Raw genomic sequence first — 24,547 nt, forward strand, 5'->3', positions numbered from 1 at the left:
CCCATAGCCCCCAGCACATGCCCGCCGCATCCAAATGCGCCACAATGACGCCCAGGAGACACACAGCATGGACAAGCTAAAACAGATCGAAGCCTTTATCGCCGTTGTCGAACACGGCAGCATGGCTGCGGCCGCGCTGACGCAGGGGGTGACGCCGGTGATGATCGGGCGCCGCATCAATGCGCTGGAGGCGCGCATCGGCGTGAAGCTGCTGCACCGCTCGACCCGGCGCATTGTGGTGACGGAGCAAGGCGCGGCGTTCATGGAGCAATGCAAGAAGGCTCTGGCGGACCTGGACCGGGCCGAGATGCTGATCGCCGAGGGCAAGCACAAGGCGACCGGCCACCTGATCGTGTCGGCACCGGCGGCGTTCGGGCGCAAGCATGTGGCGCCGCATGCCCCGGCGTTCCTGGCGGCGAACCCCGAGGTGCAGATTTCCTTCAACCTGACCGACCGCGTGGTGGACCTCGTGCGCGAGGGCTATGACGTGGGCATCCGCATCGGCGGGGCCATCGATCCGAACTTTGTCGCGATCAAGCTGGCGACCAACAAGCGGGTGGTGTGCGGCACGCCGGCTTACTTCGCGCGCAACGGCGTGCCGCAGACACTGGACGACCTGGCGCAGCACAACTGCTTGGCGTTCAACCTGCAGGGAGGCCAGCAGCGCGGCTGGTATTTCCAGCAGGACGGCAAGACGGTGACAGTGCGCGTCAATGGCAACCTGGATTGCAACGACGGCGAGTTGCTGCATCGCTGGACGGGCGAGAGCCTGGGGCTGGGCTGGCGCTCCACCTGGGAAATCCTGCCGCAGCTGGAGAGCGGGGAGCTGATCACGGTGCTGGATGAGTACGCGCTGCCGGATTACGACATCCTTGCGGTGTACCCGCAGCAGCGTCCGGTGCCGGCAAAGATCCGCTTTTTTATCGAGCACCTGAAGGCGGCGTTCGCGGTGCCGGGCTACTGGACCGGGCGGCAAGGAAGATGATGGCGGGGTGGCTCGCGGACGCGATCGTCCTTGTTCACCTCGCCTTTATCGTCTTCGTCGTGCTGGGCGGTTTGCTGGTGTTGCGCTGGCCGCGCATGGCCTGGCTGCATCTGCCGGCAGCGGCCTGGGGCGTGGTGGTGGAGTGGAGCGGATGGATCTGCCCGCTCACGCCGCTGGAAAATGCGCTGCGCCAGCGCGCGGGGCAGCAAGCCTATGGCGGGGACTTTGTGCAGCACTACGTGCTGGCGCTGATCTATCCCGAGGGCCTCACGCGCGAGATCCAGATGGGGCTTGGCGCCGTGGTGCTGGCGCTCAACCTGACGGTCTACGTGGCGCTCTATCGCCGGATGCGGCGCCAGCGAACGCGTCGGCACGCCTGAGCGCGCAGGACGCAAGGCGCGGATCGCCAAGCACCTCCGCCTGCGCCTGCGCCACGCAACACTACGACGCCGGCTTGAACGCCGCTGCCCGCTTTTCCATATTGGCGATCACGGCTTCGCGCTGGTTGGCGCCGCCGATCAGCCGGTCCTGCTCGACCGATTCGGCCAGCAGGATGGCGGCACCATCGCCGTCTTCGCTCACCTGCATCAAGCGCTTGGCGGCGCGGATTGCGTCCGGGCTGCGGTTGGCGATGTCGCGCGCGGTGGCTAGCGCGGCGGCGCGCGGGTCGTCCACCACGGCGGTGGCCAGGCCCAGCGCGCAGGCTTCTTCACCAGTAACGATGCGCCCGCTGTAGATCAGCTCGCGCAGGCGGTCGGGGCGCACCAGGCCGCGCATCAGCAGCATGCCGGCCATGTCGGGCACCAGCCCCCACTTGATCTCCATCACCGACATGCGCGTGTCCGCAGTGACATAGCGCAGGTCCGCGCCGAGCGCGACCTGCAAGCCGCCACCGAACGCCACGCCGTGCACAGCGGCAATCACCGGCACCGGCAATTCGCGCCACACCATGCAGGCGAACTGCGGGCGGTTGGCGACGCCATGGCTGCGCGCCGCGAGGCGGCCCGCGGCGATGGCGTCGCCCTGGCCATCGCCCAGCCCGGCCATGCTCTGCATATCGAGCCCGGCGCAAAATGCGCGGCCTGCGCCCGACAGCACAACGGCGCGCAAGTCCGGCTCGCGCGCGAGACGCTGGCCGGTCTCGATCAGCGCGTCGAACATGGCGGGGTCGAGCGCGTTCATCTTGTCGGGCCGGTTGAGCCTGACCTCGGCCACGCCGTCTTCGATGGTCAGGATGATGCGTTCGCTGCTGGTGCTCATAGGGCATTGCTCCTTGCTGGAATCGGGTCCTGCGCCGTGGGCAGGACATAGTCTTTGAATTGTTCGCGCAGCTTCACCTTGAGCAGCTTGCCCGTGGCAGTGTGGGGCAGCGAGTCGACAAAGGCGACGTCGTCGGGCACCCACCATTTGGCGACGCGCGCGGCGAGAAACGCGAGCAGGTCGGCGGCGCTCACGTCCTTGCCCGCGCGGCGCACCACCACCAGCAGCGGGCGCTCTTGCCACTTGGGATGTGGCACGCCCACGACGGCGGCTTCGGCCACGGCGGGATGTCCCATGGTGGCATTCTCCAGATCGATGGAAGAAATCCACTCGCCGCCGGACTTGATCACGTCCTTGGCGCGATCCACCAGCTGCACATAGCCGTCGGCATCGATATTGGCAACGTCGCCGGTGTCGAACCAGCCGTCGGCATCGAGCGCGTCGTGCTCTGCCTTGAAGTACGCCGAGGCGATCCACGGCCCGCGCACCTTGAGCCGGCCAAAGGCCTGGCCATCGTGCGGCAGCGCGTTGCCCTGGTCGTCCTCGATGCGCAGGTCCACGCCCCACAGCGCGCGGCCTTGCTTGAGCTTGATCTTCAATTGCTCCTGCGCGCCCAGCGCTTGATGCTTGGGCAAGAGCGTGCTGATCACGCCGATCGGGCTGGTCTCCGTCATGCCCCAGCCCTGGACGAAGCGCGCGCCGAACTGCTGCTCGAAGCGCTCGATCATCGCCGCCGGCGCGGCGGAGCCACCTACGCCGGCCAGCTTCAGCCCGAGCGAGCGCGGATCGATCTCCGGATGCGCATCCAGGTACTGGAACAGCATCAGCCACACCGTGGGCACCGCGGTGGAAAAGGTCACGCGTTCGTCGCGCAGCATGCGGTAGACGTTTTCGCCGTCCAGGTGCTGGGCGGGCAGCACCATCTTTGCGCCCGTCATGGCGCATGCGTAGGGCATGCCCCAGGCGTTGGCGTGGAACAGCGGCACGACCAGCAGGATCGTGCTGTCCGCGCTCACGCCAAACGTGTCGGACGCACAGGCCTTGAGGCTGTGCAGCACGGTGGAGCGATGCGAATACAGCACGCCTTTGGGGTTGCCGGTGGTGCCCGACGTGTAGCAAAGCGAGGACGCGGTGCGCTCGTCGAACTGCGGCCATGCATAGTCCTCGCTGCCGGCCTCGACCAGGTCTTCGTAGCACAGCAGGCTGGGCAGCTTGCCGGCGAGGCCGAGCGCGTCGGTGCCGGCGCGATCGGTCATTGCCACGAAGTGCTTGACGCTGGACAGGCGCGGCGCGAGTTGCGCCACCAGCGGCGCGAAGCACGGGTCGAAGAAGAGCACGCGGTCTTGCGCGTGATTGATGATGTAGTCGATCTGCTCCGGGAACAGGCGGGGATTGACGGTATGCAGCACCACGCCCGCGCCCGACACGCCAAAGTACAGCTCCAGGTGGCGGTGCGTGTTCCATGCCAGCGTGCCGACACGGTCGCCTTGCTCAACGCCGAGTCCGCCCAGTCCGCCCAATCCGCCGGGGCCGACGAGCGCGCTGGCGACCCGCTTCGCGCGGCGGTGCACCTGCGCGTAGTTGGAGCGCACCGTGCCGCCATCGATCGTGCGCGACACGATCTCCTGCTGCGGGTGGTACTGCGCGGCGTACTCGATCAGTGAGGAAATCAGCAACGGACGGTCTTGCATGAGGCCTAGCATGGTGCGCGTCTCCTGGTTTCGAATGGGTGGTGCGATGCGTAGCCAGCGGCGCTCAGCGGCCCTTGAACGCGGGCTTGCGCTTTTCCAGGAACGCCGCCACGCCTTCCTTGACGTCCTCGCTCTTCGATGCGCGCGACTGCAGCGTGGCTTCCCGTTCGAGCTGCGCCGGCAGGTCGCTCTGCAGGCTGGCGTTGAGCGCTTCCTTGATCAGGCCGTAGGCAAAGGTGGGCATCTGCGCCAGGTGGGCGGCCAGCCTGGCGGTCTCGGCCGGCAAGGCTTCGTCTTCATGCACCTTCCACACCAGGCCGATGCGATGCGCTTCTTCGGCGTCGATTTTCTCGGCCAGGATGGCCAGCGCGCGGGCGCGCATCTCGCCGGCGTAACGCGGCAGGAAGTAGGTGCTTCCCGCATCGGGCACCAGGCCGATTTTCGAGAAGGCCTGCAGGAACGACGCGGAGCGGCCAGCCAGCACCACGTCGCCGGCCAGCGCCAGGCTCATGCCGGCGCCGGCCGCCACGCCGTTGACCGAGGTGATGACGGGCTTGGGCATATTGCGCAGCGCCAGGATGATCGGGTGGTAGCGCTCGCGCAGCAGCGTGCCCGAATCCTGCAGCCCGGTACCACGCCCGGCCAGGTCGGCGCCCGCGCAAAAGCCGCGGCCGTTGGCGCTCAGCACCACCGCGCGCACGGCCTCGTCCTGCGCGGCACGCTCGACGGCGGCGCGCAGCTCGAGCAGCAGCGCGCTGTTGAGCGCGTTGAGCACGTCGGGGCGGTTCAGGGTGATGGTGGCCACGCCCTCGGCGGCGTGATAGAGCACGGGTGAAGTCATAGGAGTCTCCTTGTCGTAGGTGTTCTGCTGCACAAATGCACGAAGGCTTGAGTGTGTGTAGCGCCGCGCGGCTCAGGCCGCCTTGCCGGGCGCCTTGGGCGGATGCAGTGCGTCGGCGGACGCGTCGCCCAGCTTGCTGCCCCCATCGCAGTCGACGATGGTGCCGGTGATATAGCGAGCGTTGTCGGTGGACAGGAACAGCGCCGTATTGGCGATATCGTCCTTGTCGCCGTAGTCACGCAGCGCCAGGCGCGCCTTGAAGCGCGCCTCCATTTCCGGCGTGGGCGCGAGCCGCGCCATGCCCTCGGTGCCGGCGATGGGGCCGGGCGAGATGGCGTTGACGCGCACGCCGGCCGGGCCCCATTCCATGGCCAGGCATTTCACCAGCATGTTGATGCCGGCCTTGGCGGCGCATACGTGGGCCTGGAACATCATCGCGTTGACCGCCTGCGGCGCGGTGATGGCGATCAGCGAGGCGCCCGGCGCATTCAGAAAGGCAAAGCAGGCGCGAAAGACATTGAAGGTGCCGATCAGGTCGATATCCACCACGGTCTTGAAGCCGTTGGCGGACATGCCCAGGGCCGGTGCGACAAAATTGCCGGCCGCGCCCGAGATCACGATGTCGATCGGGCCAAGCTCGTTGCGCGTGCGCGCGAGCGCCGCTTCCACCGCGGCGTAGTCGCGCACATCGGCTGCCATGCCGATGGCGCTGCCGCCGGCGTCGTTGATGCTGGCCGCCGCCGCCGCGATACGCTCGGGGTCGCGGCTGACCAGCGCCAGCCTGGCGCCTGCCTTGGCAAAATGCCGGGCGATGCCCAGGTTGATGCCGGACGAGGCGCCGGCGATAAACACGACCTTGCCGGCCAGGACGTCGTCTTTGAACGCGTTGGACATAGGTTTCCCTCCCTCGGATGGGTTGGATGATGAAAGCGGATGGCCCGGCACGGAAATCGGGCGGGAAGATCAGCCGCGCACGCGGCGCGGGCGCACGGACGGCGAGACCGCCAGGGGCGGCAAATCGGGGAGCAGGATGGCGCGGGCTGGTGCTGGCGATGGCTCGAACATCGCCACCGGACGGCTGGAACGGGTCATGTCTGTCTCCTGGCTTTTATCTTTTGCCATTTATCTTTTAAGCAGCCTCTGACTTGGGCCTCCGACATCCTACTCCGAAGCCGTGATTCGATCACGTGCGGATCTGGCAATGATGGCGCGCGCGGCGCGCAAAAGAAAAAGCCCGCACCCAAGCCGGCGTGCGGGCTGCCGTCCGCGATGGACGGGCCAGTGTGTCATGAAGCGCGCCCCCGCAGCTTCATGACGAGGTCGATGATCGTGCAAAGGCGCGTGGCGCGCATTGACCTGGGTCAAGCGCGCAGCAGCATGCCCGGTTCAGGCCAGCAGCGCCGTCACCAGGTCCTTGCTGCGGGCGGCGGGCACCTGCTCGAAATGCAGCGCCGCCTCGACGTGGTTCAGGTGCTCCACCATCAGGGTCACCGCGCGCTCGGTGTCGCCGGCGCGGGCGGCCTCGATGAAGTCGCGATGCTCATCCGAGGAGCAGGCGGCATCGCGGCGGGACTGGTAGAGCATGGTGATCACCGCGCTGCGCAACGACAGCTCCTGCAGCATGCCCGTCAGCACACCATTGCCCACCACGTCCGCCAGCATGATGTGGAAATCGCTGAGCAGGCGGGTGCGCACATGGGCATCGCTGCCGCCCAGCGCTTTCTTCTCGGCGACGAGGTGCCGGTCAATGCGCTTGTAGTCGGCGGCGGTGGCGCGCGCCACGAACTCGCGGGCCAGGGCCGCCTCCAGGATGCGGCGCACCGCAAACACTTCGCGCGCCTCCTCGGCGCTGGGCTTGGCCACGAAGGCGCCCTTGTCCGGCACGATCTGGATGAGCTTGTCCTTGGACAGCATCAGCAGCGCGGCGCGCACCTTGGTGCGGCTGACGCGGTAGACGCTGGCCAGGGCCTCTTCGCGCAGCTTGGTGCCGGGCGGCAGGCGGTGCGAGACGATCGCCGCGACGATGTCTTCGGCGATCGCTTCGGCGGTCATGGCAGGGTCGATATGCTCAGGCATGGTTGCGCACTTGCGCAGCGTCTCGGTAGGAGGAATCCCGAGATTCTAGCGCCCCGCGGCCGCGCCGGGCAGCGGGGATGCCCCGGGGGTAGCCAGGGCGGCCTCGTGCGGCGCCGGGGCAAAGCCCGCTTCAAGGTCGCTGGCGTCGATCCTGCCGTTGAGCACGTCGTGGGCGCGGGCCCGGTCGATGTCCTTTTCCCAGGCGGCGACCACGACGGTGGCCACGCAGTTGCCGATCAGGTTGCCGACCGCGCGGGCAATGCCGATGAACCAGTCCACCGACAGCACCAGCACCAGCCCGATGGCGGGAATGGCCGGGTGCGCCGACAGCGTGGCCGCCAGGATCACGATGGCCGAGCCGGGGATGCCGTGCGCGCCCTTGGAGGTGACCAGCGCCACCGCCAGGATGCCGAGCAGGTCGCCCAGCGCGAGCGGCGTATTGGTGGCCTGGGCGATAAATACCGCGGCCAGCGTCAGGTAGATCGAAAAGGCATCCAGGTTGAAGGAGTAGCCCGTGGGGATCACCAGGCCCACCACCGATTTCTTGATGCCGAGGAACTCCAGCTTCTTCATCACCTGCGGCAGCACGCTGTCGGACGAGGCGGTACCCAGCACCACCAGCAGCTCGGCGCGCAGGTAGCGGATCAGCTTGAAGACGGAAAAGCCGCACAGGCGCATCACCGTGCCCAGCACCACCATCACGAACAAGGCCACCGCGCCGTAGAACACCAGCACCAGGTAGCCCAGCTGCTTGAGCGAGCCGATGCCGTACTTGCCCACGGTGAAGGCTACCGCGCCCAGCACGCCCAGCGGAGCCAGCTTGATGATGAAGCCCATCATCTTGAACAGCGTGTGCGAGAAGGTATCGATGATCGTCACCAGCGGCTGGCCGCGCTCACCCACCAGCGACAGCGCGCAACCGAACAGGATCGATACCAGCAGCACCTGCAGCACGTCGCCGCTGGCGAACGCGCCCATCACCGTGCTGGGGATCAGCTTGAGCAGGAAGTCCACCATGCCCGCGCTCTTGACCTTCTGGGCCGTGTCCACGTAGGCGGACATGGCCGAGGCGTCGAGCGAGGCCGGGTTCACGTTCATGCCGGTGCCGGGGTGGAAGATGTAGGCCAGCGCGATGCCCAGCGCCAGCGCGATGGTGGTGACCACCTCGAAATAGAGCACGGCCTTGATGCCGACGCGGCCCACCTTCTTGAGCTCGCCGGCGCCGCAGATGCCCGCCACCACCACGCAGAACACGATCGGGCCGATCAGCATCTTGATCAGCTTGATAAAGGCATCGCCGAGCGGCTTGAGCTTGGCGGCAAATTCGGGGAAGAGCAGCCCGAGCGCAGTCCCGAGCACCAGGGCGACAAGGACCTGGCCGAACAGGGATCGGAAGAAGCGGGAAAAGCGGGAAGGGGCGGCGTGCGGGCGGCCGGAAGCCGGCCGTTGCTGGACTGCTGGGTGCATCGTTGTCTCCATGCGGACGCGTCCTGGACTTTGGCTGGCGCATCCTGTCATTGCTGCAGGAATTGCCGGTTGCCCGCGTGGCGGGACAGCCGGCCTGACGTGCCGGGCGCGTGGCCGGGTGAGGGCTGCGGCGCTTCGTGGATTGGCCCTCCTGTTGGAGCGGAATCCACGCAACTCGCTGTCCGGATCGGATTGTCCGCAGCGAATTGTCGGAACGTGGAAGCCAATATAGTGCATATCATTTTTGTATGCAATTTTTGAATTCACTGTGCTACCATGAATCGCACAAAATAGAGCTCTCGCACGAGAGTCAAGGCGCACCGGGATGGTCCGGCGGCGCCGGCCCGGCACCCGAGGCACCGCTGGCGCGGGGCTTGCATGATCCGGCGCCACCCGCATTCGCGCACTTCCAGCAGGAGACACGCATGGCAGCAACCCTCACGCCCGCTACCGAAACCGGGGCGCGCATCATGGCCTGGGCCGATACCCTGGCCGTCCACACCGAGCAGCCCGGCATGCTCACCCGCACCTATCTCACCGAGGCTCACCACGGCGCCGCCGCGCAGCTCACCGAGTGGATGCAGGCTGCCGGCATGACGGTGCGCCGCGACGCGGCCGGCAACGTGATCGGCCGCTACGAGGGCACCACGCCCAATGCGCCCGCGCTGCTCACCGGCTCGCATTTCGACACCGTGCGCGATGGCGGCCGCTATGACGGCAACCTCGGCGTGATCCTCCCGGTCGCCTGTGTGGCGCAGTGGAACCGCCAGGGCAAGCGCTTCCCGTTCGCCATCGAGGTGGTCGGCTTTGCCGAGGAGGAGGGCGTGCGCTTCAAGGCCACGCTGCTGGGCAGCCGCGCCATCGCCGGCACCTTCGACACCAATGTGCTCGACAACGTGGACGACTCGGGCAAGACCATGCGCGAAGTGATGCGCGCGGCAGGTTTCGATCCCGCCGGCCTGCCCGCCGCCGCGCATGCGCGCGAGCAGGTGCTGGCTTTCGTGGAAGTCCATATCGAGCAAGGCCCGGTGCTGCTCAACGAAGGACTGTCACTGGGTGTCGTGACCGCGATCTCCGGCGCCACCCGCTTTATCGTGGAACTTGAAGGGCTGGCCGGCCACGCCGGCACCGTGCCGATGGACATGCGCCGCGACGCCGCCATGGCCGGCGCCGAGATCGGCCTGTTTATCGAGCGCCGTTGCAGTGGCCTGCCGGGCCTGGTCGGCACGATCGGCCAGTTCAACGTGCCTAACGGCGCCGCCAATGTGGTGCCGGGCCGCGCGGTCTTCTCCATCGACATCCGTGCTGGCGAAGACGCCGTGCGCCAGGCAGCAGTGAATGACGTGCTGGCCGAAATCGAGCGCGTGTGCGCCCGGCGCAATGTGCGCGTGCAGATCCGCAAGACGCACGAGGCCGTCAGCGTGCCGTGCGCGCCCTGGCTGCAACAGCAATGGGCGGATGCCATCGCCCGCCAGGGGCTGCCGGTGCGGCACCTGCCTTCCGGCGCCGGCCACGACGCCATGGCCATCGCGGCCATTGCCGATGTCGCGATGCTGTTTGTGCGCTGCGGCAACGGTGGCATCAGCCATCACCCCACCGAGATCATGACTGCGGAGGACGCCGCCAGCGCGGCTGCCGTGTTCAGCGATTTCGTCGAGCATTTCGACAAGCATTCCGCGCGGCAGCAGTAAAGCGCCCGCATCCGTCATCCTGAAAGACTTTTTCGAGAATCAACATGACCGCAAGAGACAACGTGAACCCGCTGCAGACCACGCTCACCAACTACATCGACGCCCAGCGTCCCGCGCAGGAAGCCTTCCTCGCCGAACTGGTCAAGGTGCCGTCGGATAACCCGCCGGGCGATTGCGACGCGCACGGCGCGCGCGCCAAGGTGCTGCTCGAAGGCCTGGGCTTCAAGGTCGAAGCGCACAAGGTGCCGCACGAGCTGGTCAAGGCCGCCGGCATGATCAGCGCCACCAACCTGCTGGTGCGCAAGACCTTCGGCACGGGCGGCCCCACCATCGCCATGAACGCCCACGGCGACGTGGTGCCTCCGGGGCTGGGCTGGACCAAGGACCCGTACGGCGGCGAAATCGCCGACAGCGAGCACGGCCCGGTCATGTACGGCCGTGGCGTGGCGGTGTCCAAGTCGGACTTCGCCACCTACACGTACGCCGTGCTGGCGCTGATGGAAGCCGAAAAGCAAGGCGCCAGGCTCAACGGCACGCTGGAACTGCAATTCACGTACGACGAGGAAACCGGCGGCGACATCGGTCCCAAGTTCCTGCTCGACCAGGGCCTGAGCAAGCCGGACTACGCCATCTCGGCCGGCTTCTCTTACGGCATCACCTCGGCCCACAACGGCTGCCTGCACGTGGAAGTGACGGTCAAGGGCAAGCAAGGCCACGCCGCCATGCCGCACACCGGCGTGGACGCGATCGAAGCCGCCACCCACATCCTGCAAGCCATCTACGGCCTGCGTGCGGAGCTGGCCACGCGCAAGTCGAAGACGCTGGGCATCGATACCGCCACGCTGAACGTCGGCCTGATCAAGGGCGGCATCAACACCAACGTGGTGCCGGACCTGGTGACCTTCCGCGTCGACCGCCGCATGATCCCCGAAGAAATCGGCTTCGACGCCGAGGGCGAGCTGCGCGCCGTGGTCGAGAAGGCCGCCCGCGACCGTCCGGGCATCGAGGTCAAGGTCGAGCGCATCATCCTGGCCGAGCCGCTGTCGGAACTGCCGGGCGTGGAAAAGCTGATCGGCGCCCTGAAGGGCCGTGCCGAGGAAGTGTTCGGCGTGGAGATCCCGGTGCAAGGCGTGCCGCTCTACACCGATGCCCGCCACTACACCAAGTACGGCATCCCCACCGTGCTGTACGGCGCCGGCCCGCGCACGCTGATGGAAGCGCGCGGCCACAATTCGGACGAGAACCTGCGCCTGAACGACCTGAACCGTGCCACCAAGGTGGTGGCGCTGGCGCTGTCGGACCTGATCGGTTGATCCGTCATGGTCCCGGGGCTGATATCAGCCTTGGAACTTGAAGAGAGGGCAGGCGCTCGCCGTGCCCTCTCGTCAGCCTTGATCGCAAAATCATGCGCATGACGAATATATCTTCCCAGCCATATCCGCTTAAAATTCATCACTAGAATTAATCCAGGTGGATCGGCTGTCCGCCGGCTTGGAGCCGGCCAGGTCTTACGGCTTGGCCGCGCGCTCCACCGGCGGCGTTTCGTCCCCATCTCCCAGCGGCCGCTGCATCAGCACCGTATCGATCCACTGCCCGTGCTTGAACCCGACGGACTGCAACCGGCCGATGGTGCGAAAGCCCACCCGCTCGTGCAAGGCCAGCGAGCCAGCGCCTTCGCCGCTGGCGGTGCAGGCCACTACCGCCACCATCTGCCGCCACGGGCCGCTCTCGCAGCGCGACACCAGCGCGGCCAGCAGCGCCAGGCCAAGGCCCTGGCCCCGGTAGCGCTCGTCGATATAGACCGAATCCTCAATGGCAAAGCGGTAAGCACTGCGCGTACGGTAGGCGCTGGCGTAGGCGTAGCCCAGCACCTCGCCGCCGCGCTCGGCCACCAGGTAGGGCAGGCCCTGGCGCCTCACCTCGGCGTGACGCAGGCGGATGTCGTCCACGCCTGGCTCGACTTCCTCGAACGACGCGCGGCCGTGACGCACGTGGTGCGCGTAGATGGCCTGGATGGCAGGGATGTCGGCGGCGGTGGCGTCGCGGATCGACGGGCTGGCGCAGGCCTGGACGGCGGCGGTGGCATTGGCCACGGCCATCGGCGTGGCGCAGGCGGCGCTGAGTGTGGCGAGAGGGGCTTTCATGATGCTGGCGCGGCGAGCGGTTTGGGCAGGTAAGCCGGTTCGAGCGTAGTCGATGCCGGAGGAAAGGCGATACGTGGATGAAAGCCGTGTTGCAGCAAACTGCCCCGCGGTGGCAAGGGCCGGGGCACGCTGCTACCTTAACTTGCGCCGATGCTATAAAGGAAGCTTCGCTGACTTATGCAGCGCATAAGAAAATCTTTGGCATGCGGCATCTCAATCCCGACTTCCTGCACGCTTTTTCGCTGGTTTGCGATCTTGGCAGCTTTTCGGCGGCGGCCGAGCGCCTCGGCTTGAGCCAGCCGGCGGTCAGCCTGCAGGTGCGCCAGCTGGAGCAGCGTTATGGCCTGCGCCTGCTCGAACGGGTAGGGCGCCATGTGCTGCCCACCCCCGCTGGCGAGGACTTGCTGGCGCACGCGCGTGGCGTGGCCGGGGCGCTGGCCGCCGCTGACGACAGCATGGCGCGCCACGCGGGTGGGGTGGTCGGCCGGGTGCGGCTGGGCACGGGCGCCACCGCCTGCATCTACCTGTTGCCTGCGGTGCTGCGCGACCTGCGCCGCGCCATGCCGGCGCTGGAGATCGTGGTCAGCACGGAAAACACCGGCGAGGCGCTCAAGGCGGTGGAAGACAACGCCCTGGACCTGGCCTTCGTGACGCTGCCGGCCTCTGGCCGGATGTTCGACATCACGCCTGTGCTGGAAGACCCGTTCGTGGCCATCGGCCCCGCCGACGACGAACCATTGCCCGCTACCGTTGCGCCCGCCGACCTCGCCGGGCGGCCGCTGGTGCTCTTTTCGCCCGGCGGCAATACGCGCCGGCTGGTGGACGAATGGTTCCTGCGCGCCGGTATCAGCGCACGCCCGGTGATGGAGCTCGACAGCGTCGAGGCGATCAAGGAGCTGGTGGGTGCCGGGCTGGGCTATTCGGTGCTGCCGGGCATGGCGCTGCCGCCGGGCCAGCCGCGCGCGCGGATCGCCGTGCGCCCGCTGGCCCCGCCGCTGGCGCGCACGCTGGCGCTGGTGTTGCGCCACGACAAGCCGTTGCGCGCCGGGCTGCGCGCCACCGTGGCGGCCCTGCTGCGGCTGGCGCCGCAAAGGCAAAGCCCGGCCTGAGCCGCTATGCCAACTCTCGGGGGCATGCGGGCGGGCGGCGCCGCTTGTATAGTGCGGGTTTGAGCCCCGGCGCCGGGGCATCGGTCGAACCAGGAGTGCCACCATGATTACCATCTATCACAACCCCCGTTGCTCGAAGTCGCGCGAAACACTCGCGCTGGTCGAGGCTGCCGCTGGCCGGCTGGGCGAGCCCGTGGAGATCGTGGAATACCTGAAGACGCCCCCCACGTTGTCCACGCTCAAGCAGCTCCACACCATGCTGGGCGTGCCAGTGCGCGAGATGGTGCGCGACAACGAAGCGCCCTTCAAGGAGCTGGGCCTGGCCGATCCGGGCCTGACCGATGCCGAGGTGCTGGGTGCGGTGGCCGACCACCCCATCCTGCTGCAACGCCCGCTGGTGGTGCGCAACCGCCGCGCCGCCATCGGCCGCCCCCCCGAGAACGTCGCCCCCTTGCTGGCCTGAGCCGGCGCCGGCAAACCTTGGCCCCGAAATAAAACCGGCCCCCACCTAGGTGGGGGCCGGCCCGGTCAGGGAGGCTGAACTGCTTCAGGCGGGTCGTCTATTGAACACCCAGCCAGTGCACGGCCTCCTGACCGAAAGCGATTGCCGCCAGGACCACCAGCAGGATCACCAGCGTCACCACGCTCACGTAGACCATGGCCTTGGCGACTTCGGCATCGTCCTCCAGGGAGTGCGGGCGGGTGGACTCGCGCGAGGATGAGCTCACGTGCGGCCAGTGCAACCGGCCGGCCATCTGGCGCAAGTGCAGGTTGGGATGGAAACGCATGGGCGACACCTCCTGGGCGTGGCTCGCGAGGCCGTGCAAGCCGTATATGGCGTGGCGCTGCGGCAGCCCTGAGAGACGGGGTGGGTTCGGATGCCATATACGTCTTAACTATAGCTGGCGTGGCCCAGGATGCGAGGCCTGCGCATGGCCCTGCGCAGGCAAGCCTGCTCAGGCCGTGGGAGCCGGTGGCGCGCCATCGCTTTCGGCCAAGGCTTGCGCGGCGGCCAGCGTGGCCTCCCGCGCGCGCAGCTCGGCGAGCATGTTGCAGAACAGCGCACCTTGCTCCAGCGCATCGTCAAGCGCCACATGGGTGTGCGGCAGCGGGTCCTTCCACTGCGCCGGCAGCGCCGCCTTGACGGTCTTGCGGTAGGGCAGCCCGGTCATGGCGAACCCCAGCGTCTTGATGTCGAGCGCGGCCCAGCCAAACGGCGAGCGGCCGGCAAAATGCATCATGTACCAGAACATCCAGGTGAAGTCGAAGCCAGCCGGAAAGGCCACGAAGACCGGCTTGCCGGGCAGGCTTTCCACCCATTCCACGTAGCGCACCATGGCCCGCCCGGGCGGCTCCAGGTCCTGCCGGCAGGCGGCCCAGGCTTCCGGCTGGGTTTGCCACCACTGCATCTGCGCCGGATGTCCGGCCGCGCCCGGCAGCGTTTCCAGGTTGGCCGAGAAGGTGCTCAGCACGGTCTTGTCCGCCAGCATCGCGGCGGAGGCGAACGACAGCATGGAGTGCGGCCCGGGGATGGGGCCGTCGGCCTCCACGTCGGTGCTGACATAGATTTCGGGACGGGTGTCCGGTGCCTGTCGCTTGGCCATGGCCTGCTTTGGAAATGAGGTTCGAGAAAAGCGGCGGCGGGTTTAGCCCACCCGCCCGCTAGCCTGCCAGGCCACTAGGCCACATCGATCAGGTGGTCCGCCACGTAGGGGTTGTGCTTGCGCTCCTCGCCAAAGGTGGAGACGGGCCCGTGGCCGGGCACGAAGGTGACGTCCTCGCCCAGCGGCCACAGATGGGTGCGGATCGAGCGGATCAGGTCGGCATGGTTGCCGCGCGGAAAGTCGGTGCGGCCAATCGAGCCGGCGAACAACACATCGCCCACGATGGCAAGCCGGTTGGCGCGCGAGAAAAACACCACGTGGCCGGGCGTGTGGCCCGGGCAGTGGTAGACCTCCAGCGTCTCGCTGCCGAACTGCACGGTGTCGCCCGTGTCCAGCCAGCGCTGCGGCTCGAAGATCTCGGCGTGGCCAAAGCCGAAGCGGCGCGTCTGCTCGGGCAGTTGCTCGATCCAGAAGCGCTCGTCCTCGTGCGGCCCCTCGATCGGGATCCCAAGCTCGCGCGCGAGCGACGCGGCGCCCGCGCAATGGTCCACATGGCCGTGGGTGAGGAAGATCTTCTCCAGCGTCACGCCGTGCTCCTTGACCGCCGCATGGATGCGGTCAAGGTCGCCGCCGGGATCGGTCACCGCAGCGCGGCCGGTGGTCTCGTCGATCAGCAGCGCGCAGTTCTGCTGGAAGGGCGTCACGGGAATCAATAGGACTTGCATGGAGCGGAACTCAGGAGGGGGAACGCGGGGATATCGCGAAAGCCGCGGAAGCCGCGGGCGCCTGATGCGCCACAACGGACGCAACCGCCGAAGCGGCCCGCGATGGAAATCGTCCTCGCATTGTAGCGTCGGGCACACCGGAACGTGCTGCGCCAGGCAGCAAGGCCAGGACATGAAGCCATGCGGGCATCACACCGCGAAAGCCTTGCCAGGACTGGCATTGCGCCCGACGACCGCCGAATCGGGTACGGCTTTTGCCGCGTGTTACAGACAATTCGTAACATAATCAAGGCCATAGGTGTAACTGCGTGATGCTAGACTCCCGCGATGTCTTGGTTACCCCCCTATTTTTCCCGCCCCGGGCGGATCGTCCGCCTGTGCCTGCACGCCACGTGCGCGCTGGCGCTGGCCGCCTGCGCGATCCCGCCGGCGAATGAAGGGCAGGAGGGCATGCCCACTGCCGCCACCCCGGGAAGTGCCAAGGCCGCCAAGCCGGGCAGGACGGCAAAGGGCGACAAAAACGGCGACAGAAGCGGCGGCAAGAATGGCAAGGCCGATGATGCCGCCAGGGGCGAGGCGACCGATCATGCCCAGAAAGACAACGGTAACGGCTGGGGCCTGTTCCGCTGGGGCGGCGGCAACGATGGGCTGGGCGAGGGCGCCGGCCAGGGCTCGCTGGAAGGCTTGCGGCCCGATCTGGGCTCCTTTGAGCAGCGCGGCATGGCGTCCTGGTATGGCAAGGGCTTCCATGGCCGCAAGACCGCCAATGGCGAGCGCTTCGACATGCGCGCGATGACCGCCGCGCATCCCTCGCTGCCGCTCGACAGCTGGGTGCTGGTGCGCAACCTGCGCAACGGCAAGGTCGCGGTGGTTCGCATCAACGATCGCGGGCCGTATCACAGCAACCGCGTTCTCGATGTCTCCTACGGTGCCGCCAAGCGCCTCGGCTTTACGAACCACGGCTCGACCCAGGTGGAGATCCGGCGCCTGTCGCGCTCCGAGGTGGCGGCGCTGGGGCCACAGATCGCGCCTGGCGACGACGATGCGGGCGATGGCGGCGAAGATGCCTCCCCTCTTTCCGAGATGGCAGACAATGCCGCCAGGCCGGCGCGTACGGCCCGCAAGGCGCGCAAGCCTGCCACTACCAAGCGCAAGAGCCGCTGAGCCGGGGCGCGGACCATGCAGCCCTGCCAGGTCAGCGAGGCCGACGGCGCCAGCCTCGCGCTTGCCTGCGGCTTACGCCGTGGCTTCGTCGTCCGCGTCACCCTCGGCGCGCTGCGCCAGCGCCAGCCGGTACAGCGCATCCGTTGGCGCGCCGGTAATGGCGGCGGCAAGCTTGGCGGCCCGCTTGGCCGGCAACTCGGCCAGCAGCAGGCCCAGCACCTGCTGGGCGCGGGCGTCGGGCAGGCCGGCATCCGCCGCCGCGGGCGCTGCCCCTTCCACCACCAGCACGAACTCGCCCTTGGCGCGCGACGGATCGGCGGCCAGCCAGGCCGGCGCCTCGCTCACGGGCAGCACCTGGATTTGCTCGAACAGCTTGGTCAGTTCACGGCCGATCAGCAGCCGCCTGCCGGCCGGCAGCGCGGCGGCCAGCGCCGCCAGCGTGTCGGCGATGCGGTGCGGCGCCTCATACACCACCCAGGCATGGTCCAGCGTGGCCAGCCCGGCAATGGCGTCGGCGCGCGCACGCGCCTTGGGCGGCAGGAAACCGGCAAAGGTGAAGCGGCCGTCACCGCTGTCGAGCATCGCGCCCGCCACCGACAACGCTGCCACCGTCGCGCTCGGGCCGGGCAGCGGCACCACCGCGTGGCCCGCGGCGCGCGCCGCTTCCACCAGCCGCGCGCCCGGATCCGAGATGCCGGGCGTACCCGCATCGGACACATAGGCGATGCGCTCGCCGGCCGCCAGCCGCGCGTTGATGCGCTCGGCCGCCTCGCGCTCGTTATGCTCGTGCACCGCCAGCAAGGGGCGGTGCAGCCCCACGCGCGTGAGCAGTTGCCCGGTGTTGCGGGTGTCCTCGCAGGCCACGGCGTCGACCAGGCCGAGTACATGCAGCGCCCGCAGCGAGAGATCGGCCAGGTTGCCGATCGGGGTGGCCACCACATACAGGGTGCCGGACGGGTAGGACTGGCCGGCCGCCAGGGAGATCCAGTCAGTCATGCTTGAGAACTTCCGTTGAAACCATCATTCAAATCCACGATGTCGCCAACGCAGGCGCGGGGAGCCCGGGCCGAGTCGCGCGCGCTGGACTACCTGGAAAGGCAGGGCCTGGCGCTCGTGGTTCGCAATTATCGCTGCAAAGGCGGCGAGATCGACCTGATCATGCGCGAGGCCGACGGCACGCTGGTGTTTGTCGAGGTGCGCCAGCGCGCCAGCCGTGCCTATGGCGGTGCGGCGGCCAGCGTCACGCCCGCCAAGCAGCGGCGCATCCTGCTGGCGGCGGCGCATTACCTGGCGGCCCAGGCAGGGCAGGGCTTCGAGCCGCGCTGCCGGCTGGATGTGGTCGCGCTGGAGCCGGGCCGTCTCGAATGGATCCGCGATGCGTTCGATGCTGGCGCGGCGCCATGAAGCGGCGGGCAGCCCAGGCGCCTGCGTCATAATGCGCGGTATCTTGCGGCGCATGCCGTATTTGAAAAGCGTTTGAAAACAAGAAGGCCGATCGAGCCATGCATATCGATAGCATCCAGCAGCATTTCTTCGACAGCGCGGAGACCAAGCGCCAGGCCGCCACGGTGATGGCGCCGCACATTGCCGCGGCGATCGAGCGCCTGGTTGGCGCGCTCACCAGCGGCAACAAGATCCTGGCCTGCGGCAACGGTGGTTCCGCCGCCGATGCCCAGCATTTCGCAGCCGACCTGATCGGCCGCTTCGAGCGCGAGCGCCCGGGCCTGGCGGCGATTGCGCTGACCACCGACAGCTCCATCCTCACCGCCATCGGCAATGACTACGATTTCAGCGTGGTGTTCTCCAAGCAGGTGGAGGCGCTTGGCCAGCCGGGCGACGTGCTGCTTGCCATGTCCGCCTCCGGCAACGCCGCCAACGTGATCGCCGCGGTGCTGGCCGCCAAGCAGCGCGACATGAGCGTGGTGGCGCTGACCGGCCAGGGCGGGGGCGAGCTCGCCGGCCTGCTCGACGAATTCGACGTCCACCTGTGCGTGCCCAGCGAGCGCGCGGCGCGCATCCAGGAAGTGCACCTGTTGACCCTGCATTGCCTGTGCGACGGCATCGACGAAGCGTTGCTGGGCGAAGGGTAAGGCCTGCGCCCACCCAAGCCCGCCGCGCGGCGCTGCCGCCTTTTGCCAACACAGTTTTTTTGCCTCACCGCTTTCAGCAAGGACCGCATGACGACTCTGCCCAACCCGCGTGAATCCCGCGCCGCCCGGCTGACCGGGCACCTGCCACGCCTGGCCCGCACCGCCGCCATGATGGCGGCCCTGACCGTCACGGCCACGCAGCTCGCCGGCTGCTTTCCGGTCATCGCTGCCGGCATGGCCAGCGGCGTGACCATGGCCACCGACCGCCGGCCCACCGCTACCCAGACCATCGACCGCGGCCTGCAGCTCGAAGCCGAGAACACCTTGAACTCGCGCTACAACGGCCAGGCCCGCGTGAGCGTGACGGTCTTCAACCGCAAGGTGCTGCTGACCGGCGAAGCCAAGGACAACACGGTCAAGCAGCAGATCGAGCAATACGTAAAGGGCCTGTCCAATGCGCGCGAGGTGGTCAACGAGCTCGAGATCGTCTCGTCGCCGTCGTTTGTCACCCAAAGCCAGGACACCTTCATCACCAGCAAGGTCAAGACCATGCTGGTCACTGCCGATGGCGTGCCCTCGAACTCGATCAAGATCGTCACCGAGAAGGGCGTCGTCTACCTGCTCGGCGTGGTCACGCCGCCCGAGGGCGAGCGTGCCACCGATGTGGCGCGCAATGCCAGCGGCGTGGTCAAGGTGGTCAAGGCATTCGACTATGTGACCGAAGCCGAGGCGGCCAGGCTCGACGCTGCCGCCACCGGGCGGACCGCGCCGGCAGACGCAGCGCTGGGTACGCCAGCACCGGTGCAGTCGGCGCCCGCCCAAGCCGCGCCCGACGCGGCCACCGGCGCCACGACCAGCCCGGTGGCATCGCCCGTTGCCTCGCCGGTGGCATTGCCGCCCGGCCGTAACCTGCCCTGAACGGCCAGGCGCGAAAGGCGGCCCGCCAGGCTCCCGCCTTTCGCCCAACGCCCACCGACTCTGCCGGCCGCAGCCCGCTGCCTGACAGCAGCCGGCGCAGTTCGATCTGCGGATTTCGCATCACATGCGCGCGCTGCGCTGTGCTAGGGTTGGCACGCCCTCGCGGCGCGACCCCGGAGCGAACACCATGAACCAGACCCCCACGCCAGCTGCCCTGACAGCGGCGCTCATAGCGCTGACGCTGCTGGCCTTGCCTGCCTGCGCGCGCGCGCAGGCCCCCGACGCCACCGCGCTACAGGCGCGCAACTGGGCAGCCGCCTGCGCCGGCTGCCACGGCCCGGCCGGCCGCGCGCCTGCGGGCAGCGTGGTGCCGGCACTCGCCGGGCGCAGCCAGTCCGAGCTGGTCCGCCAGATGCAGGACTTCCAGCAAGGCAAGCGCGAAGCCACCGTGATGCAGCAGATCGCCAAGGGCTACAGCGACCAGCAGATCGAAGCCATCGCGGGCTGGTTCGCCGCCGTGCGCTGACCCTGCAACCCGGCAAGGAGATTTCCAGATGCAACGACGTGAGTTTCTCGGCGCGCTGGCCGGCACGGCCATGTTCGGCACGCTCGGCGCGCAGGCCGCGACCCGCAAGGCAAAGGTGGTGGTGGTAGGCGGCGGCTACGGCGGCGCCACCGCCGCGCGCTACCTGCGCGAATGGAGCGCCCAGGGCATCGAGGTCACGCTGGTCGAGCCCAACGCCAGCTTTGTGTCCTGCCCGCTATCCAACCTGGTGCTCGCCGGCAGCAAGCGCATCGACGACATCACCTTGTCCTACGATGCGCTGGCAAAGCGCCACGGCGTCAAGGTCGTGCGCGACCACGTCAGCGCGATCGACGCCGCGCGCCGCGAGGTACGCCTGGCAGGTGGCGGCACGCTCGCCTACGACAAGCTGGTGCTCTCACCCGGCGTGGACGTGCTCCGCAGCGAGATCCCGGGCCTCGCCCAGCCCGGCGGCGACCAGATCCTGCACGCCTGGAAGGCCGGCCCGCAAACGGTGGGCCTGCGCCGCCAGCTGGAGGCCATGCGCGACGGCGGCACCTTCGCCATCAGCATTCCGCTGGCGCCGTATCGCTGCCCGCCTGGCCCCTATGAGCGCGCCTGCCTGGTCGCGGACTACTTCACCCGGGCCAAGCCGCGCAGCAAGGTGCTGATCCTTGACGCCAATCCCGACGTCACCTCCAAGGCCGCGCTGTTCAAGCAGGTCTGGGCCACGCGTTACCAGGGCATGGTCGAGTATCGGCCGCAGTACAACGCCGTCGATGTGGACCCTGTCACCCGCACGCTCAAGTTCGAGGTGCAGGACGACGAGCGCGCCGACGTGCTCAACCTGCTGCCGCCGCAGCGGGCCGGGGCCATCGCCGTTGCAAGCGGGCTGGCCACCGCCAACGGCCGCTGGTGCGAGGTCGATTTCCTCACCTTCGAATCCAAGGCCGCGCCCAATATCCACGTGCTCGGCGATGCCATCCAGATTGCGCCGCTGATGCCCAAGTCGGGCCATATGGCCAACCAGCATGGCAAGGTGGCGGCCGCCGCCATCGTGTCGCTGCTGGCCGGCCACGCGCCCAACCCCGAGCCGCTGTACAACAACACCTGCTACAGCTTCACCTCGGAGCGCGAAGCCATCCATGTCGCCAGCGTGCATCGCTACGATGCGGCGCAGAAGACCATGGTCACGGTGCCCGGGTCAGGCGGGCTGTCGGCAGCGCCGAACGCGCTGGAAGGCACCTATGCGCAGGCATGGGCGGATGCCATCTGGGCCGACATGCTGGGCTGAAGGCGGTCTCTCCCCCTGAGGGGAGAGGGAGAGACAGCCGTCGTCATGGCGCGCGGCTTTGGCCTGTTCGACGGCTTCGGCTATGCGAAGGGGTAAACACTATATGCGCAATTACGCATATACGAATATATTGAACGGCATGGATGAGATGGATCGCGTGTTCGAGAAAGTGTCGGGGTATTTCAGCCTGCTGGCAGAGCCCACCAGGCTGAAGATACTGCACGCCCTGTGCGATGGCGAGAAGCCGGTGGGCACCGTGGTGGAGACGGTGGGATCGTCGCAGACCAATGTGTCGCGCCATCTCACCGCGATGTACCGCGCGGGCGTGCTGTCGCGCCGCAAGGAGGCCAACCTCGTGTTCTACGCCATCGAGGACGAGAGCGTGATCGAGCTGTGCCGCACGGTCTGCGTGCAGGTCGCCAGCCGGCTGGAAGACAACGCTTTGCCAGCAAGCATGGTCGATCGCTTCATGCCGCAGGCCACCCCGGCACCGCGCCGGCGCAGCCGCTGAGCGATGCGCCGGGCGCCACGCGCCAGGGCCGCAACGCTCGCACCAAGGTTCGACGGCAGCCGTCCGCTTGCGCGGGCGCTGACCCACAACAGGTTCGCCGACGGCGCCTCTGGCGCCGCACGCGCGAGCCGGAGGAGACCGCAGTGCCGCAACAGAGCCGCCCCGGGCGCATCGTGCGTGCGCCGGAACATTTCGTCAGCGCCTCGCTGCAGCAGGACATCACGCAGCATGGCGTAGGTGCGTCCGACAGTCCTCGGCGCGACTTCCTGCGCAAGAGCTTCCTGGGCGCCGCAGCCGCGCTGGCCGCTGGCGTCGCCAGCCGGGCCCGCGCAGCGGATGGCGCTGCCGGCGACGACGCCATCCTCACCCCGCAACCCTGGGCCACCACGCTCGGCCAGCCGGTTGCCGCGCATCCCTACGGCCAGCCGTCACCGTTCGAGAAGAACCTGGTGCGCCGCGAGTCGCCAGGACTGACGCGGGTATCGGCGGCCTCGGTATCCTTTGCCCCGCTGCAAGGCTTCTTCGGCATCATCACGCCCAACGGCCTGCACTTCGAGCGGCATCATCAAGGCTGGCAAGACATCGATCCGGCCCGCCACCGCCTGATGATCAATGGCCTGGTGAAGGCGCCGCGCGTCTACACCATGGACGACCTGATGCGCCTGCCCGCGGTGTCGCGCATGCACTTCATCGAGTGCGGGGCCAATACTGGCATGGAGTGGGGCAACGTGGCGGTGCCCACGGTGCAGTACACCCACGGCATGCTGTCGTGCTGCGAGTTCACCGGCGTGCCGCTCAAGGTCCTGCTCGACGATGCCGGCGCGGACTTCAAGCGCGGGCGCTATCTGCTGGCCGAGGGCGGCGACGGTTCAGGCATGACCCGCACCATCCCGATGGCGCTGGCCGACGAGATCATCGTCGCCTGGGGCATGAACGGCGAGATGCTGCGCCCCGAAAACGGCTACCCGCTGCGGCTGGTGGTGCCCGGGGTGCAGGGCGTGTCGTGGGTCAAGTGGCTGCGCCGGCTGGAGCTCGGCGATCAGCCGTGGAACACCAAGGACGAAACCGTGCACTACGTGGACATGATGCCCGACGGCATGCTGCGCCAGTACACCTCGATCCAGGAGTGCAAGTCCGTTATCACCACGCCCTCCGGCGGGCAGCAGCTGGTGGGGCGTGGCTTCTACAACATCAGCGGGCTGGCGTGGTCCGGGCGCGGGCGCGTGAAGCGCGTCGATGTGTCCGTCGACGGCGGGCGCAACTGGCGCACAGCAAGGCTGGAAACGCCCGTGCTCTCCAAATGCCTGACGCGCTTCAACCTGGACTGGGTGTGGGATGGCTCCCCGGCGATCCTGCAGAGCCGCGCCATCGACGAGACCGGCTACGTGCAGCCCCGCCTGGCGCAGCTGCGCGCGGTGCGGGGCGCGCGCTCGATCTATCACAACAACGCCATCCAGAGCTGGCAGGTGGCGGATGGCGGCGAGGTCTCCAATGTCCACGTTGACTAACTTGCCCGGTGCCGGGCGTGCGGCAATGCTCGCCTGTGCCGCCGCGCTATGCGTGCAGGTGGCGATGGCCGCCGCCCCGGCTGACAGTGCGCGTGCCGCGCTCGGCCGCACTGCCACGCCGGCCGAGGTCAAGGCCTGGGATATCGATGTGCGCCCCGACTTCCAGGGCCTGCCCAAGGGCAGCGGCACTGTGTCGCAGGGACAAAAGATCTGGGACGGAAAATGCGCCTCGTGCCATGGCGACTTCGGTGAGTCCAACGAAGTGTTCTCGCCCATCGTCGGCGGCACCAGCGCCGAGGATATCCGGCGTGGCCGGGTGGCCTCGCTGACCGGCAACCAGCCGTACCGCACCACGCTGATGAAGGTCAGCACGGTCAGCACCCTGTGGGACTACATCCACCGTGCGATGCCGTGGAACGCGCCCCGGAGCCTGTCCGCCGACGACGTCTACGCAGTCACGGCCTACCTGCTCAACCTGGGCGATATCGTGCCGGCGGAATTCACGCTGTCGGATGGCAATATCGCCGAGGTGCAGCAAAAAATGCCGAACCGCAACGGCATGACCCTGCAACATGGCCTGTGGCCCGGGCGGGGCCGGGCGGATACGCGCAATGCGGCGTGCATGAAGGATTGCACGCCCACGGTCAGGATTGTGTCGACCATGCCGGCCTATGCCCGCGATGCCCACGGCGACCTGGCGGCGCAACAGCGCACCGTGGGGCCCACGCGCGGCTGGGCTGGCGGCGGCGCCAGCGCACCCGCGGCCGCCACCCCGGCCACACTCGGCGAGACGGCGGGTGCGAAGCTGGCCAGCCAGTACCAGTGCATGGCCTGCCACGCGACCGATCGCAAGCTGGTCGGCCCGAGCTTTGCCGAGGTCGCGCGCAAGTACCAGGGTCAGGATGCGCAGGACGCGCTCGCCCACAAGATCCGGGCGGGTGGGCAG

27 protein-coding genes are annotated in these 24,547 nt (G+C 68.1%); 15 read left to right on the plus strand and 12 right to left on the minus strand.

The genetic code is table 11. From position 1 onward, the window contains the following. The first annotated feature begins 67 nt into the window (after positions 1 to 67). Entirely contained in the window at positions 68 to 985 is a 918-nt protein-coding gene (locus tag AC1RWI_RS33025) for a LysR family transcriptional regulator (RefSeq protein ID WP_006157327.1), read from the plus strand. Continuing rightward, on the plus strand, positions 982 to 1,365 hold the full coding sequence (locus AC1RWI_RS33030; RefSeq protein WP_492870433.1) for a DUF2784 domain-containing protein: 384 nt from the start codon (positions 982 to 984) through the stop codon (positions 1,363 to 1,365). Before AC1RWI_RS33025 ends, AC1RWI_RS33030 begins: the two co-directional genes overlap by 4 nt. Positions 1,366 to 1,426: 61 nt before the next feature. Here the strand turns inward: AC1RWI_RS33030 and AC1RWI_RS33035 are convergent, their stop codons facing one another. The 7 genes from AC1RWI_RS33035 to AC1RWI_RS33065 all read right to left on the minus strand — a co-directional run bounded on the left by AC1RWI_RS33035 (position 1,427) and on the right by AC1RWI_RS33065 (position 8,320). Beyond that, positions 1,427 to 2,245, minus strand: a complete 819-nt coding sequence (locus AC1RWI_RS33035; protein WP_492870434.1) for a crotonase/enoyl-CoA hydratase family protein — start codon at positions 2,243 to 2,245, stop codon at positions 1,427 to 1,429. Continuing rightward, positions 2,242 to 3,948: a long-chain-fatty-acid--CoA ligase gene (locus AC1RWI_RS33040; protein ID WP_043350568.1), complete on the minus strand. Its 1,707-nt coding sequence runs from the start codon at positions 3,946 to 3,948 to the stop codon at positions 2,242 to 2,244. Before AC1RWI_RS33040 ends, AC1RWI_RS33035 begins: the two co-directional genes overlap by 4 nt. A gap of 52 nt (positions 3,949 to 4,000) precedes the next feature. After that, positions 4,001 to 4,777, minus strand: a complete 777-nt coding sequence (locus AC1RWI_RS33045) for an enoyl-CoA hydratase-related protein (RefSeq protein ID WP_043350565.1) — start codon at positions 4,775 to 4,777, stop codon at positions 4,001 to 4,003. Between the two features lie 72 nt (positions 4,778 to 4,849). Next, entirely contained in the window at positions 4,850 to 5,671 is an 822-nt protein-coding gene (locus AC1RWI_RS33050; RefSeq protein ID WP_043350563.1) for an SDR family oxidoreductase, read from the minus strand. A gap of 69 nt (positions 5,672 to 5,740) precedes the next feature. Beyond that, positions 5,741 to 5,869: a hypothetical protein gene (locus tag AC1RWI_RS33055; protein ID WP_269083351.1), complete on the minus strand. Its 129-nt coding sequence runs from the start codon at positions 5,867 to 5,869 to the stop codon at positions 5,741 to 5,743. Between the two features lie 294 nt (positions 5,870 to 6,163). Then, positions 6,164 to 6,853 (minus strand): GntR family transcriptional regulator, encoded by a 690-nt coding sequence (locus tag AC1RWI_RS33060; RefSeq protein ID WP_043350559.1) that lies wholly within the window; start codon positions 6,851 to 6,853, stop codon positions 6,164 to 6,166. 45 nt (positions 6,854 to 6,898) lie between these two features. Continuing rightward, positions 6,899 to 8,320 (minus strand): C4-dicarboxylate transporter DctA, encoded by a 1,422-nt coding sequence (locus AC1RWI_RS33065; protein ID WP_043350555.1) that lies wholly within the window; start codon positions 8,318 to 8,320, stop codon positions 6,899 to 6,901. Positions 8,321 to 8,745: 425 nt separating this feature from the next. Here AC1RWI_RS33065 and AC1RWI_RS33070 point away from each other — a divergent pair, with 425 nt between their 5' ends. Together AC1RWI_RS33070 and AC1RWI_RS33075 are read left to right on the plus strand one after the other, a co-directional pair. Further along, positions 8,746 to 10,011, plus strand: coding sequence for an allantoate amidohydrolase (locus tag AC1RWI_RS33070; protein WP_492870435.1), 1,266 nt, complete (start codon positions 8,746 to 8,748; stop codon positions 10,009 to 10,011). A 44-nt stretch (positions 10,012 to 10,055) separates the two neighbouring features. Further along, positions 10,056 to 11,324, plus strand: coding sequence for a M20/M25/M40 family metallo-hydrolase (locus AC1RWI_RS33075; RefSeq protein ID WP_492870436.1), 1,269 nt, complete (start codon positions 10,056 to 10,058; stop codon positions 11,322 to 11,324). A gap of 195 nt (positions 11,325 to 11,519) precedes the next feature. Here the strand turns inward: AC1RWI_RS33075 and AC1RWI_RS33080 are convergent, their stop codons facing one another. After that, positions 11,520 to 12,110 carry a GNAT family N-acetyltransferase gene (locus AC1RWI_RS33080; RefSeq protein WP_052494713.1) on the minus strand — a complete coding sequence of 197 codons (591 nt, stop codon included), beginning with the start codon at positions 12,108 to 12,110 and terminating at the stop codon, positions 11,520 to 11,522. A gap of 248 nt (positions 12,111 to 12,358) precedes the next feature. Here AC1RWI_RS33080 and AC1RWI_RS33085 point away from each other — a divergent pair, with 248 nt between their 5' ends. Together AC1RWI_RS33085 and arsC are read left to right on the plus strand one after the other, a co-directional pair. After that, positions 12,359 to 13,264: a LysR family transcriptional regulator gene (locus tag AC1RWI_RS33085; RefSeq protein WP_043350542.1), complete on the plus strand. Its 906-nt coding sequence runs from the start codon at positions 12,359 to 12,361 to the stop codon at positions 13,262 to 13,264. A 103-nt stretch (positions 13,265 to 13,367) separates the two neighbouring features. Continuing rightward, positions 13,368 to 13,727 carry an arsenate reductase (glutaredoxin) gene (gene arsC / locus AC1RWI_RS33090; RefSeq protein WP_043350539.1) on the plus strand — a complete coding sequence of 120 codons (360 nt, stop codon included), beginning with the start codon at positions 13,368 to 13,370 and terminating at the stop codon, positions 13,725 to 13,727. 97 nt (positions 13,728 to 13,824) lie between these two features. On the opposite strand, the gene AC1RWI_RS33095 is transcribed toward arsC, so the two are convergent. The 3 genes from AC1RWI_RS33095 to AC1RWI_RS33105 form a co-directional block, all read right to left on the minus strand. Beyond that, positions 13,825 to 14,052: a hypothetical protein gene (locus tag AC1RWI_RS33095; protein ID WP_043350535.1), complete on the minus strand. Its 228-nt coding sequence runs from the start codon at positions 14,050 to 14,052 to the stop codon at positions 13,825 to 13,827. Positions 14,053 to 14,220: 168 nt separating this feature from the next. After that, the gene (locus AC1RWI_RS33100; RefSeq protein ID WP_492870437.1) at positions 14,221 to 14,868 is read right to left on the minus strand and encodes an exonuclease; all 648 of its coding nucleotides are present in this window, start codon (positions 14,866 to 14,868) and stop codon (positions 14,221 to 14,223) included. A 74-nt stretch (positions 14,869 to 14,942) separates the two neighbouring features. After that, positions 14,943 to 15,593: an MBL fold metallo-hydrolase gene (locus AC1RWI_RS33105; protein ID WP_043350529.1), complete on the minus strand. Its 651-nt coding sequence runs from the start codon at positions 15,591 to 15,593 to the stop codon at positions 14,943 to 14,945. Between the two features lie 327 nt (positions 15,594 to 15,920). Here AC1RWI_RS33105 and AC1RWI_RS33110 point away from each other — a divergent pair, with 327 nt between their 5' ends. Next, a complete protein-coding gene (locus AC1RWI_RS33110; RefSeq protein WP_492870438.1) occupies positions 15,921 to 16,757 on the plus strand; it encodes a septal ring lytic transglycosylase RlpA family protein in 837 nt (278 codons plus the stop codon). Positions 16,758 to 16,829: 72 nt separating this feature from the next. Here AC1RWI_RS33110 and rsmI read toward each other — a convergent pair whose 3' ends face one another. Next, positions 16,830 to 17,753, minus strand: a complete 924-nt coding sequence (gene rsmI / locus AC1RWI_RS33115) for a 16S rRNA (cytidine(1402)-2'-O)-methyltransferase (protein WP_043350522.1) — start codon at positions 17,751 to 17,753, stop codon at positions 16,830 to 16,832. A gap of 39 nt (positions 17,754 to 17,792) precedes the next feature. Here rsmI and AC1RWI_RS33120 point away from each other — a divergent pair, with 39 nt between their 5' ends. The 8 genes from AC1RWI_RS33120 to AC1RWI_RS33155 all read left to right on the plus strand — a co-directional run. After that, complete coding sequence (locus AC1RWI_RS33120; RefSeq protein ID WP_043350517.1) at positions 17,793 to 18,161, plus strand: YraN family protein; 369 nt, start codon at positions 17,793 to 17,795, stop codon at positions 18,159 to 18,161. A 98-nt stretch (positions 18,162 to 18,259) separates the two neighbouring features. Next, the gene (locus AC1RWI_RS33125; RefSeq protein ID WP_043350515.1) at positions 18,260 to 18,847 is read left to right on the plus strand and encodes a phosphoheptose isomerase; all 588 of its coding nucleotides are present in this window, start codon (positions 18,260 to 18,262) and stop codon (positions 18,845 to 18,847) included. Positions 18,848 to 18,934: 87 nt separating this feature from the next. After that, a complete protein-coding gene (locus AC1RWI_RS33130; RefSeq protein ID WP_492870439.1) occupies positions 18,935 to 19,765 on the plus strand; it encodes a BON domain-containing protein in 831 nt (276 codons plus the stop codon). A 187-nt stretch (positions 19,766 to 19,952) separates the two neighbouring features. After that, positions 19,953 to 20,291 carry a c-type cytochrome gene (locus tag AC1RWI_RS33135; RefSeq protein WP_043350512.1) on the plus strand — a complete coding sequence of 113 codons (339 nt, stop codon included), beginning with the start codon at positions 19,953 to 19,955 and terminating at the stop codon, positions 20,289 to 20,291. Between the two features lie 28 nt (positions 20,292 to 20,319). Beyond that, entirely contained in the window at positions 20,320 to 21,582 is a 1,263-nt protein-coding gene (locus tag AC1RWI_RS33140; protein ID WP_492870440.1) for an FCSD flavin-binding domain-containing protein, read from the plus strand. Between the two features lie 103 nt (positions 21,583 to 21,685). Further along, positions 21,686 to 22,093, plus strand: coding sequence for an ArsR/SmtB family transcription factor (locus tag AC1RWI_RS33145; protein ID WP_043350505.1), 408 nt, complete (start codon positions 21,686 to 21,688; stop codon positions 22,091 to 22,093). Positions 22,094 to 22,236: 143 nt separating this feature from the next. Further along, positions 22,237 to 23,601: a sulfite dehydrogenase gene (soxC, locus tag AC1RWI_RS33150; RefSeq protein ID WP_492870441.1), complete on the plus strand. Its 1,365-nt coding sequence runs from the start codon at positions 22,237 to 22,239 to the stop codon at positions 23,599 to 23,601. Beyond that, positions 23,585 to 24,547: c-type cytochrome (locus tag AC1RWI_RS33155; RefSeq protein ID WP_492870442.1), on the plus strand; the 963-nt coding region annotated here is incomplete at its 3' end. The genes soxC and AC1RWI_RS33155, both read left to right, overlap by 17 nt.

It is taken from the genome of Cupriavidus sp. MPR-AND1C (genome assembly GCF_058809705.1).

What these genes read in the sequence shown, in the direction of transcription:
- AC1RWI_RS33125 (WP_043350515.1), top strand. Translation starts at nt 18,260, where the DNA reads ATGCATATCGATAGCATCCAGCAGCATTTCTTCGACAGCGCGGAGACC.
- AC1RWI_RS33130 (WP_492870439.1), top strand. Translation starts at nt 18,935, where the DNA reads ATGACGACTCTGCCCAACCCGCGTGAATCCCGCGCCGCCCGGCTGACC.
- AC1RWI_RS33030 (WP_492870433.1), top strand. Translation starts at nt 982, where the DNA reads ATGATGGCGGGGTGGCTCGCGGACGCGATCGTCCTTGTTCACCTCGCC.
- AC1RWI_RS33040 (WP_043350568.1), bottom strand. Translation starts at nt 3,948, where the DNA reads ATGCTAGGCCTCATGCAAGACCGTCCGTTGCTGATTTCCTCACTGATC.
- AC1RWI_RS33060 (WP_043350559.1), bottom strand. Translation starts at nt 6,853, where the DNA reads ATGCCTGAGCATATCGACCCTGCCATGACCGCCGAAGCGATCGCCGAA.
- AC1RWI_RS33035 (WP_492870434.1), bottom strand. Translation starts at nt 2,245, where the DNA reads ATGAGCACCAGCAGCGAACGCATCATCCTGACCATCGAAGACGGCGTG.
- AC1RWI_RS33095 (WP_043350535.1), bottom strand. Translation starts at nt 14,052, where the DNA reads ATGCGTTTCCATCCCAACCTGCACTTGCGCCAGATGGCCGGCCGGTTG.
- AC1RWI_RS33055 (WP_269083351.1), bottom strand. Translation starts at nt 5,869, where the DNA reads ATGACCCGTTCCAGCCGTCCGGTGGCGATGTTCGAGCCATCGCCAGCA.
- AC1RWI_RS33080 (WP_052494713.1), bottom strand. Translation starts at nt 12,110, where the DNA reads ATGGCCGTGGCCAATGCCACCGCCGCCGTCCAGGCCTGCGCCAGCCCG.
- AC1RWI_RS33025 (WP_006157327.1), top strand. Translation starts at nt 68, where the DNA reads ATGGACAAGCTAAAACAGATCGAAGCCTTTATCGCCGTTGTCGAACAC.
- AC1RWI_RS33070 (WP_492870435.1), top strand. Translation starts at nt 8,746, where the DNA reads ATGGCAGCAACCCTCACGCCCGCTACCGAAACCGGGGCGCGCATCATG.
- AC1RWI_RS33140 (WP_492870440.1), top strand. Translation starts at nt 20,320, where the DNA reads ATGCAACGACGTGAGTTTCTCGGCGCGCTGGCCGGCACGGCCATGTTC.
- arsC (WP_043350539.1), top strand. Translation starts at nt 13,368, where the DNA reads ATGATTACCATCTATCACAACCCCCGTTGCTCGAAGTCGCGCGAAACA.
- AC1RWI_RS33120 (WP_043350517.1), top strand. Translation starts at nt 17,793, where the DNA reads ATGTCGCCAACGCAGGCGCGGGGAGCCCGGGCCGAGTCGCGCGCGCTG.
- AC1RWI_RS33045 (WP_043350565.1), bottom strand. Translation starts at nt 4,777, where the DNA reads ATGACTTCACCCGTGCTCTATCACGCCGCCGAGGGCGTGGCCACCATC.
- AC1RWI_RS33075 (WP_492870436.1), top strand. Translation starts at nt 10,056, where the DNA reads ATGACCGCAAGAGACAACGTGAACCCGCTGCAGACCACGCTCACCAAC.
- AC1RWI_RS33065 (WP_043350555.1), bottom strand. Translation starts at nt 8,320, where the DNA reads ATGCACCCAGCAGTCCAGCAACGGCCGGCTTCCGGCCGCCCGCACGCC.
- AC1RWI_RS33145 (WP_043350505.1), top strand. Translation starts at nt 21,686, where the DNA reads ATGCGCAATTACGCATATACGAATATATTGAACGGCATGGATGAGATG.
- AC1RWI_RS33100 (WP_492870437.1), bottom strand. Translation starts at nt 14,868, where the DNA reads ATGGCCAAGCGACAGGCACCGGACACCCGTCCCGAAATCTATGTCAGC.
- AC1RWI_RS33105 (WP_043350529.1), bottom strand. Translation starts at nt 15,593, where the DNA reads ATGCAAGTCCTATTGATTCCCGTGACGCCCTTCCAGCAGAACTGCGCG.
- AC1RWI_RS33050 (WP_043350563.1), bottom strand. Translation starts at nt 5,671, where the DNA reads ATGTCCAACGCGTTCAAAGACGACGTCCTGGCCGGCAAGGTCGTGTTT.
- AC1RWI_RS33085 (WP_043350542.1), top strand. Translation starts at nt 12,359, where the DNA reads ATGCGGCATCTCAATCCCGACTTCCTGCACGCTTTTTCGCTGGTTTGC.
- AC1RWI_RS33110 (WP_492870438.1), top strand. Translation starts at nt 15,921, where the DNA reads ATGTCTTGGTTACCCCCCTATTTTTCCCGCCCCGGGCGGATCGTCCGC.
- rsmI (WP_043350522.1), bottom strand. Translation starts at nt 17,753, where the DNA reads ATGACTGACTGGATCTCCCTGGCGGCCGGCCAGTCCTACCCGTCCGGC.
- AC1RWI_RS33135 (WP_043350512.1), top strand. Translation starts at nt 19,953, where the DNA reads ATGAACCAGACCCCCACGCCAGCTGCCCTGACAGCGGCGCTCATAGCG.